The 7,834-nt window shown below is 72.3% G+C and carries 10 protein-coding genes and 4 tRNA genes; 7 read left to right on the forward strand and 7 right to left on the reverse strand.

All coding sequences use genetic code 11. The annotated features are described in order from the left end of the window. Window positions 1-192, forward strand: a 192-nt coding sequence (locus tag AB0L25_RS40690) for a tyrosine-type recombinase/integrase (protein ID WP_500178969.1), incomplete at its 5' end; no start/stop codon positions are given. Window positions 193-291: 99 nt separating this feature from the next. Here AB0L25_RS40690 and AB0L25_RS40695 read toward each other — a convergent pair. Continuing rightward, window positions 292-366 (reverse strand) — tRNA-Val (locus AB0L25_RS40695). A gap of 83 nt (window positions 367-449) precedes the next feature. Beyond that, window positions 450-866, reverse strand: a complete 417-nt coding sequence (locus AB0L25_RS40700; RefSeq protein WP_500178970.1) for a PGPGW domain-containing protein — start codon at window positions 864-866, stop codon at window positions 450-452. A gap of 265 nt (window positions 867-1,131) precedes the next feature. Between AB0L25_RS40700 and AB0L25_RS40705 the strand changes: the two genes are divergently transcribed. Next, entirely contained in the window at window positions 1,132-1,545 is a 414-nt protein-coding gene (locus AB0L25_RS40705; RefSeq protein WP_026404467.1) for an SsgA family sporulation/cell division regulator, read from the forward strand. Here AB0L25_RS40705 and sthA read toward each other — a convergent pair. After that, window positions 1,540-2,943, reverse strand: a complete 1,404-nt coding sequence (gene sthA, locus AB0L25_RS40710; RefSeq protein ID WP_500178972.1) for a Si-specific NAD(P)(+) transhydrogenase — start codon at window positions 2,941-2,943, stop codon at window positions 1,540-1,542. The genes AB0L25_RS40705 and sthA overlap by 6 nt on opposite strands. Next, window positions 2,940-3,605 (reverse strand): TetR/AcrR family transcriptional regulator, encoded by a 666-nt coding sequence (locus tag AB0L25_RS40715; protein ID WP_500178974.1) that lies wholly within the window; start codon window positions 3,603-3,605, stop codon window positions 2,940-2,942. The genes sthA and AB0L25_RS40715 overlap by 4 nt, the downstream gene beginning before the upstream one ends. 99 nt (window positions 3,606-3,704) lie before the next feature. Between AB0L25_RS40715 and AB0L25_RS40720 the strand changes: the two genes are divergently transcribed. Both AB0L25_RS40720 and AB0L25_RS40725 read left to right on the forward strand, forming a co-directional pair. Further along, the gene (locus AB0L25_RS40720) at window positions 3,705-4,442 is read left to right on the forward strand and encodes an SDR family NAD(P)-dependent oxidoreductase (protein ID WP_500178975.1); all 738 of its coding nucleotides are present in this window, start codon (window positions 3,705-3,707) and stop codon (window positions 4,440-4,442) included. A 5-nt stretch (window positions 4,443-4,447) separates the two neighbouring features. Further along, window positions 4,448-4,765, forward strand: coding sequence for a DMT family transporter (locus AB0L25_RS40725; protein ID WP_500178980.1), 318 nt, complete (start codon window positions 4,448-4,450; stop codon window positions 4,763-4,765). A gap of 3 nt (window positions 4,766-4,768) precedes the next feature. On the opposite strand, the gene AB0L25_RS40730 is transcribed toward AB0L25_RS40725, so the two are convergent. The 3 genes from AB0L25_RS40730 to AB0L25_RS40740 are packed head-to-tail and all read right to left on the reverse strand — an operon-like array spanning window position 4,769 to window position 7,292. Beyond that, the gene (locus AB0L25_RS40730) at window positions 4,769-5,605 is read right to left on the reverse strand and encodes an aminotransferase class IV (protein ID WP_500178976.1); all 837 of its coding nucleotides are present in this window, start codon (window positions 5,603-5,605) and stop codon (window positions 4,769-4,771) included. Continuing rightward, the gene (locus tag AB0L25_RS40735) at window positions 5,602-6,594 is read right to left on the reverse strand and encodes a chorismate-binding protein (protein ID WP_500178977.1); all 993 of its coding nucleotides are present in this window, start codon (window positions 6,592-6,594) and stop codon (window positions 5,602-5,604) included. Before AB0L25_RS40735 ends, AB0L25_RS40730 begins: the two co-directional genes overlap by 4 nt. Continuing rightward, entirely contained in the window at window positions 6,591-7,292 is a 702-nt protein-coding gene (locus tag AB0L25_RS40740) for a helix-turn-helix domain-containing protein (RefSeq protein WP_500178979.1), read from the reverse strand. The genes AB0L25_RS40735 and AB0L25_RS40740 overlap by 4 nt, the downstream gene beginning before the upstream one ends. 146 nt (window positions 7,293-7,438) lie before the next feature. Between AB0L25_RS40740 and AB0L25_RS40745 the strand changes: the two genes are divergently transcribed. The 3 genes from AB0L25_RS40745 to AB0L25_RS40755 all read left to right on the forward strand — a co-directional run bounded on the left by AB0L25_RS40745 (window position 7,439) and on the right by AB0L25_RS40755 (window position 7,730). Continuing rightward, a tRNA-Gly gene (locus AB0L25_RS40745) sits at window positions 7,439-7,510 on the forward strand. A 41-nt stretch (window positions 7,511-7,551) separates the two neighbouring features. After that, window positions 7,552-7,622: transfer RNA gene (locus AB0L25_RS40750), tRNA-Cys, on the forward strand. A gap of 33 nt (window positions 7,623-7,655) precedes the next feature. Further along, window positions 7,656-7,730, forward strand: a tRNA-Val gene (locus AB0L25_RS40755). The last annotated feature ends 104 nt before the right edge of the window (window positions 7,731-7,834 follow it).

Genomic DNA, 7,834 nt, shown 5'->3' on the forward strand with positions numbered 1-7,834 from the left:
CCCCGGGAGCTGCGGCACTCGTTCGTGTCGATCATGAGCGACAGCGGCGTGCGGATCGAGACGATCGCCGACCTCGTCGGGCACGCGGGGACGGCCGTCACCGAGCAGGTGTACCGGCACCAGCTGAGGCCGGTCATCAACGAAGGGGCCGCCACGATGAACACCGTGTTCGGTCGGGGCCGGTCCGCCTAGGTCGGTGGGTGTTGGCTCCCCGTTCGGCTCCCGAGGGCCTTCCAAGATCGAAAAAGGTCCCGGAGTGATCTCCGAGACCTTCTCTGACCTGCTGAAACATGGTGGGCGATACTGGGTTCGAACCAGTGACCTCTTCGGTGTGAACGAAGCGCTCTCCCACTGAGCTAATCGCCCGGGCGGGGCGCCCTGGGGGGCGTTCCCGACGTCGGAAACTCTAGCGCATGTCGGGGGGTGTTCGCGCCTCGGTTACGAGGGGGTCAGTTCCAGAAGCTGACGTCTTGGATCTGCCACGGGAGGACGAAGTCGTAGACGGCGAGGTAGCCGACGACGGCGGCGCCGACGAGGAGGCCGCCGGTGACGCCGAGGACGGCGTTGCGGCGGCGGCGCTTGGGGTCGAGGGCGCGTTGCTTGGCGCGTTCGGCGGCGGCCTTGGCGTGGTTGAGGGCTCGGCGGGCCCAGGCGAACTCGGTGGCGAGGATCGCGAGGCCGAGGATGATGCCGAGCATGCCGGGGCCGGGGGTGATCATCATGACGAGGCCGCCGAGGGCGATGGTGACGCCCACGGTGAAGACGCCGATCCGCCAGGCGGTGTTGAGGAGCGCGTTGCGGCGCATGGTGTCGCGGAAGCGGCCGTAGCCCCGGGGCGCGGCCTTTTCTTCGTCTTTAACTACCACGGATTTACCCTAAGCCAGCGGGACGCCCGGCGGGGACGTCCGAGGGGCGCGGCTGGGGTGGGGCGAGTGTCCGAAAGATCGCTTTTGCCCAGCTCAGGGAGGGGTTTTGCGTCCGTGAGATGGGTCACACGGGGCGGGTGCGGCGGAATGTTCGGCCGAGTTCCGACAGTTAGGCGTCATAGATCGTGGGGACATCCGTGTTGAGGGAGAGGCACCCAACGGAGCTCCCCGCGCGCCAGCGGGATCGACGTATGAAGGAATGGCCATGAACAGCAGTACCACAGTCTCAGCGGAGCTGGGCCTTCGTCTCGTCGTCCCCGACCGCACGACCGTCCCTCTGCTCGCCGGGCTGGAGTACGCGGCCGACGATCCGTACGCGATCCGGATGGCCTTCTTCGTGGGCGACGACGAACCGGTGGAGTGGATCTTCGCCCGGGAGCTGCTGACCGTCGGCATCGTGCGCAAGGTCGGAGACGGCGACGTCGAGGTCTGGCCGGGCGACGACGACAGCACGCTGCACATCGCGCTGTCCTCTCCGTTCGGGAACGCCCTGTTCGAGGTTCCCCTGTCGCCGCTGGCGGACTTCCTGCACCGGACGTACCAGGCGGTGCCGGCGGGCGAGGAGTCCGACTTCATCGACATCGACGCCGAGCTGGAGAACCTGCTCTGGCCGTCATGAGGTCAGGCGTGCGATGTGCCGCATCTTGTTCATCGCGTCGAGTGCGGCGACCTTGTAGGACTCGGCGAGGGTCGGGTAGTTGAAGACGGCGTTGACCAGGTAGTCGACCGTGCCGTTGCAGCCCATGACCGTCTGGCCGATGTGGACGAGTTCGGTGGCTCCGGTGCCGAAGACGTGGACGCCGAGGAGGCGCCGGTCTTCGGGTGAGACCAGGAGCTTGAGCATCCCGTAGGAGTCGCCGATGATCTGGCCGCGGGCCAGTTCGCGGTAGCGGGAGATGCCCACCTCGAAGGGGACCTTGGCCTCGGTCAGGGCGTCCTCGGTGCGGCCGACGAAGCTGATCTCGGGGATCGTGTAGATCCCGATCGGCTGGAGTTCGTGCATCTGCGCGAGGGGCTCGCCGCAGGCGTGGTGGGCGGCGATGCGGCCCTGTTCCATCGAGGTCGCGGCGAGGGACGGGAAGCCGATCACGTCGCCGACGGCGTAGATGTGCGGGACGTCCGTGCGGTAGTCCCCGTCGACCGTGAGGCGGCCGCGGGCGTCGGCGGCGAGGCCGGCGGCCTCGAGGTTCAGGGCGTCGGTCATGCCGTGGCGGCCCGCGGAGTACATGACGGTGTCGGCGGGGATGCGCTTGCCGCTCTCCAGGACGGTGATCGCGCCGTGCTCCATCCGCTCGACGGACGCGACGGTCTCGCGGAACCGGAAGGTGACCGCCAGGTCGCGCAGGTGGTACTTGAGCGCCTCGACCACTTCCAGGTCGCAGAAGTCGAGCATGCGCTCGCGGCGTTCCACGACGGTGACCTTGGTGCCGAGCGCGGCGAACATCGAGGCGTACTCGATGCCGATCACTCCCGCGCCGACGACGACCATGCTCTCGGGGACGCGGTCGAGGTTGATGATCCCGTCGGAGTCGATGACCGTGTGGTCGTCGAACTCGACGGTGTCCGGACGGGCGGGGCGGGTCCCGGTCGCGATCACGATGCGGTCGGCGGTGATCTTCTGCTCGCGGCCCTCGTCGGCGGCGATGCCGACGGTGTGCGGGTCGAGGAACCGTCCGGTGCCGGCCAGGATCGTGACGCGGTTGCGGGCCAGTTGGCTGCGGACGATGTCGATCTCGCGGCCGATCACGTGCCGGGTCCGCATGCCCAGGTCGGCCACGGTGATGTCGTCGTCGACCCGGTAGCTCTGCCCGTAGAGCTCGCGCTGGTTCAGGCCGGTGAGGTAGAGGACGGCCTCGCGCAGCGTCTTGGACGGGATCGTTCCGGTGTTGATGCAGACGCCGCCGATCATCTCGCGGCGGTCGACGATCGCCACCCGGCGTCCCAGCTTGGCGGCGGCGATCGCGGCGCGCTGGCCGCCGGGGCCCGATCCGAGGACGAGGAGATCGAAGTCGTTCACGTCCCCCAGTGTGGACGTGGATCCGCGCTCCGCGTAACCCCCTCGGCGGGTCGGATCGCCCCGCGCAGGAGGTCGTCGAGGCCGGATTTGATGCGCGCGACGTCCATGCCGCGGGTGTGCCGCTGGTAGCGGAAGAGGTTGGCGGCGAGGGGCGCCAGGAGCGCGTCGGCCAGGTAGCCGGAGTCGGCGCCGGGGTCGATCCGGTCGAGCAGCGTCCGAAGGTGCAGCTGGTAGAGGTCGTAGTAGGCGTCGCGGAAGCGGGCGAACGGCTCGTCGCTCTCGGCGGTCAGCAGGAGTTCGGACTGCTCCTCGGTGCGGTCGACGAGCGCGTGCAGGAAGGCCCGGACGCGCGCGGCGGGCGGGGCGTCGCCGTCGCCGGGGCCGAGGGGCGCCGGGCCGTGCATGAACGCCTCCTGGAACTCGCGCTCGCGTTCGTCGATCAGCGCGTAGAGCAGGCGGGAGCGGCCGCCGAAGCGGCGGTAGACGGTGCCGACGCCGACGCCCGCCTCGCGGGCGACGTCGTCCAGGGACAGGCCCTCGACGCCGCGCGCGGCGATCACCCGGCCGGCGGCGGCGAGGATCCGGCGGCGGTTCTGCGCGGCGTCGGCCCGTTCGGGGCGCGGCCCGCCGACCACGGGCAGGACGCGCCTGGGTTCGGTCACCCGAGCGATTCTAACAACCGGAGCGCCCTCCGCATTCGGTTGCAAATCGGAAATTTCTCCGCTTACTGTTGCGGAGAACTCTCCGGATTTGGGGGCACGATGGAACTGGACGGACGGACGGCGCTGGTCACCGGCGGCGCGCGGGGCATCGGCGCGGCGATCGCCCGGCGGCTGGCCGCGGCGGGCGCGGACGTCGCGATCACCTACCTGCGGGCGGACGACCGCGCGCGGTCGGTGGTCGCGGAGATCGAGGCGCACGGGCGGCGCGGCATCGCGATCCGGGCGGACGCGGGCGATCCGGACGCGATCGTCCGGGCCGTCGACCGGGCGGCGGCGGAGCTGGGGCGGCTCGACGTCCTGGTGAACAATGCCGGGATCGCGCCCTACGGGCCGCTGGAGGACGTGCGCCGCGACGAGGTCGACCGGGTGCTGGCCGTGCACGTCCGGGCGGCGTACCTGGCGGCGCAGGCGGCGTCGCGGCATCTCGGGGCGGGCGGCCGGATCATCAGCGTGGGCAGTTCGATGGCCGAGCGGGTCCCCGACCCGGGCTGGACGCTCTACGCGATGAGCAAGTCGGCGCTGCTCGGGCTGACGAAGGGGCTGGCGCGGGACCTCGGGCCGCGCGGCGTCAACGCCGTGCTGGTGCACCCCGGGTCGACCGACACCGAAATGAACCCGGCGGACGGGCCGGACGCCGAGCACGAGCGGGCGCACAGCGCGCTCGGCCGGTACGGGAGCCCGGACGACGTCGCGGCGATGGTCGCGCACCTGGCCGGGCCCGGCGGCGACTACGTGACCGGGGCCGCGATCGCGGTCGACGGCGGATACGCGGCGTGATCCGGATGCCGTGGATTCTGCTGGTCGTCGCCGCCGCGCTGGAGCTGGTGTGGGCGACGGCGCTGAAGCAGTCGGAGGGGTTCACGCGGCTGTGGCCGACGGTGATCGGCGTCCCGGTGTGCCTGCTGAGCGTGGTGGTGCTCACGCTGGCGCTGCGAGACCTGCCGGTCGGCACGGCCTACGCCGTCTGGGTCGGGCTCGGGTCGCTGGGCGTGGCGGTCACCGGCATGGCGGTGCTCGGCGAGAGCGTCTCGCCGATGCGGGTGACGTGCCTGGCGCTGATCCTGATCGGCGTGATCGGCCTCAAGGCCGTCGAAGGGTGACCGTCAAGGGTCCATCAGCTCGGCGGCGCGGGCGGCGAACGCCTCCATCGCCTTGAGCGTGATGGGCCCGGGCGCGGACGGCAGCGGGGTGCCGTCCACGGCGCGGATCGGCTGCACGTCGCGCGTCGTGGACGTCAGGAACGCCTCGTCGGCCCGGTACAGGTCGTCGAGGGAGAGGTCCTCCTCCTCACCGCCGCACCATTCGAGCGTCAGCTCGCGGGTGACGCCGGCGAGGCAGCCGGACGACAGCGGCGGCGTGAGCAGCCGCCCGCCGCGGACGACGAAGACGTTGCTGCCGGTGCCCTCGCAGAGCCGCCCGGCGGTGTTGGCGAAGATCGCCTCGCCGCTCCCCCGCTCCTTGGCGTAGGCGAGCGCGAGCGCGTTCTCGGCGTAGGAGGTGCTCTTGACGCCGGCCAGCGCGCCGTGCTCGTTGCGCGCCCACGGGACGACCGTGACGTCGCCCGTCGCCGGGAACGGGGTCTGCTCGTCGGCGATGATCGTGATGGTGGGGCCGGCGTCGCCGCGCGCGGAGCCGAGCGGGCCGGGGCCGCTGGTGTAGGTGATGCGGATCCGGCCGAGGGGCCAGCGGGGCGCCGCGGCGAGCACCTCGAGGGTGCCCTGGGCGAGCGTGTCGTGGTCGGGTTCGGGGAGCCCGAGCGCGGCGGCGGAGCGGGCGAGGCGCCGCAGGTGCCGGGTGAGCGCGAACGGCTCCCCGTTCGCGGCCTTGACGGTCTCGAACACGCCGTCCCCGACGAGCATCCCGTGGTCGAACACCGACACGACGGCCCGCTCCGCGTCGATCAGGTCCCCGTTCATCCAGACCTTGGCCTGCTCCGTCACCCGGACGCCACCTCCAATAGCCGAGCCGCCTTCAGCTCCGTCTCCCGCCATTCCCGGTGTGGATCGGACCCCCATGTGATCCCGGCGCCGGTGCCGAAGCGGAGCATGCCGTCCTCCGCCCAGAAGGTCCGGATGCCCACCGCGAGGGCGCCGCGCCGGGCGTCCGCGTCCACCCAGCCGATGGCTCCACAGTACGGCCCCCGCGGGACGGGTTCGAGTTCTTCGAGCAGGGTCAGCGCGCTGGACTTCGGCGCGCCGGTGACCGAACCGGGAGGAAACGTCGCGGCGAGCAGCTCCGGCCATCCGGTTCCGGGGGCGAGCCGCGCCTCGACGGTCGACACCAGGTGCACCAGGCCCGGGTGGGCCTCGATCTCGCAGAGCCCGGGCACGTGGACGGTCCCGACCTCGGCGACGCGGCCCAGGTCGTTGCGGACCAGATCGACGATCATGACGTTCTCCGCCCGGTCCTTGGGCAGCAGGTCGCGGGCCGTCCGCCCGGTGCCCTTGATCGGACGGGACGTCACCGCGGCGCCGTCGCGCGCCAGGTAGAGCTCGGGGGACGCGCACGCCACCGCCAGGCCGGGGAGCCGGACGGTCATCGCGTGCGGCGCCGGGTTCCCCGCGGCCAGCCGGGCGCCGAGCCCGGCGATGCCGGCGTCCGGCGCGATCGGCGCGGACAGGACCCGGCACAGGTTCGCCTGGTAGACGACGCCCTCGGCGATCGCGGCGCGGATCGCCTCGACGCCCGCGACGTACGCGGGCTCGTCGAGCGAGGACGTCCACTCCCCCGGCGCGGCCCACGGGCCGGTGGGGTGCGGTGCGGGACGGACGTCATCGAAACGGGCGCACGTGATCTTTCCCTCGTACGTGACGACGACGGCCCACCAGCCGCGCGAGTCGAGGGCGGCCGGGTCGGTGGTGACGTCGGCGAGCCCGGTGGCGAGCAGTCCCCCGGCGTACGCGAACGCCGGTTCGCGCGCGGGGTTCACGGCAGGACGCAGCCGAACGCGTCGGCGAGCCCGGCGAGGCCCGCGTCGGTGACCGTCAGCGCGCGGGGCGCGGCACCGCGCTCGAACCAGCCGAGGTCGATCATCCGGCCGGTCAGCGCGGCGGCGAGGGCCCCGTTGAGGTGCGGGCGCCGCTCGGTCCAGTCGAGGCACCGCCAGGCGAACCGCCGCCGCGAGCCCTGCAGGGCGGCGACGTCCAGGCCCAGCCCGGCGAACCGGTCGGCGCCCTTGGGCGTGGCGGCGTAGCCGTCGGCGTCGGGCTCCAGCAGGCCGCCGTCCAGGAGCGCGGCGAACAGCGCGACGCCCGCCTGCCCGGCGAGGTGGTCGTAGCAGGTGCGCGCCCGGTGCAGCCGGCGCGCCTCCCGCGACTGCCGCAGGCTCCGCACCGGCACGGGCGGGCTCATCCGCGACAGCCCCTCGACGAGCTGGGCCACCTCGGCGTCCCGCAGCTCGTAGTACCGGTGGCGCCCCTGGGCGATCACGGTGACGAGGCCGCCGTCGAGCAGCCGCGCCAGGTGCGCGCTCGCGGTGGACGCCCCGACGCCCGCCGCACGGGCCAGTTCGCCCGCGGCGAGCGGCCGTCCGTCCAGCAGCGCGGTCAGCATCGCGGCCCGCGCCCGGTCGGCCAGCAGGGCCGCGACCGGCGCGAAGTCCGCGGCGACGACATCCTCGGTGGCCATGCCGCCAACCCTAGGCGAAGGACGCTTCGACCTGCGCCGAAGCGTCCGCGGACGGCTCGCCGGGCAAACCGGTTCGCGCATCGCGCTCGGACGCGCTAATGTTTTCCCCGTCGCCGAACGGGCCGGACGGGCCGGGAGGCGGACAAGCGGAAGTGGCTCAGGGGTAGAGCATCACCTTGCCAAGGTGAGGGTCGCGGGTTCAAATCCCGTCTTCCGCTCTGAGGGGCCTTTCCGGCTGTGAACCCAGAAGGTCTCTTCTGGTGGAGTGGCCGAGAGGCGAGGCAACGGCCTGCAAAGCCGTGTACACGGGTTCAAATCCCGTCTCCACCTCGATCCCGTGCCTCCCCCGGAGGCGGCGGACCCGGGCGATTAGCTCAGTGGGAGAGCGCTACCTTGACACGGTAGAGGTCACTGGTTCAATCCCAGTATCGCCCACCACTGCCCAGGCCAGGACACACGTCCCGGCCTGGGTTTTTTCATGCCCCCACCCGGCCCCGGGGGGGGGCCCCCCCCCCCGGCCCGGGGCGGGGGCGCCCCCGGGG

Source organism: Spirillospora sp. NPDC052242, assembly GCF_040679555.1.
GTDB lineage: Bacteria > Actinomycetota > Actinomycetes > Streptosporangiales > Streptosporangiaceae > Spirillospora.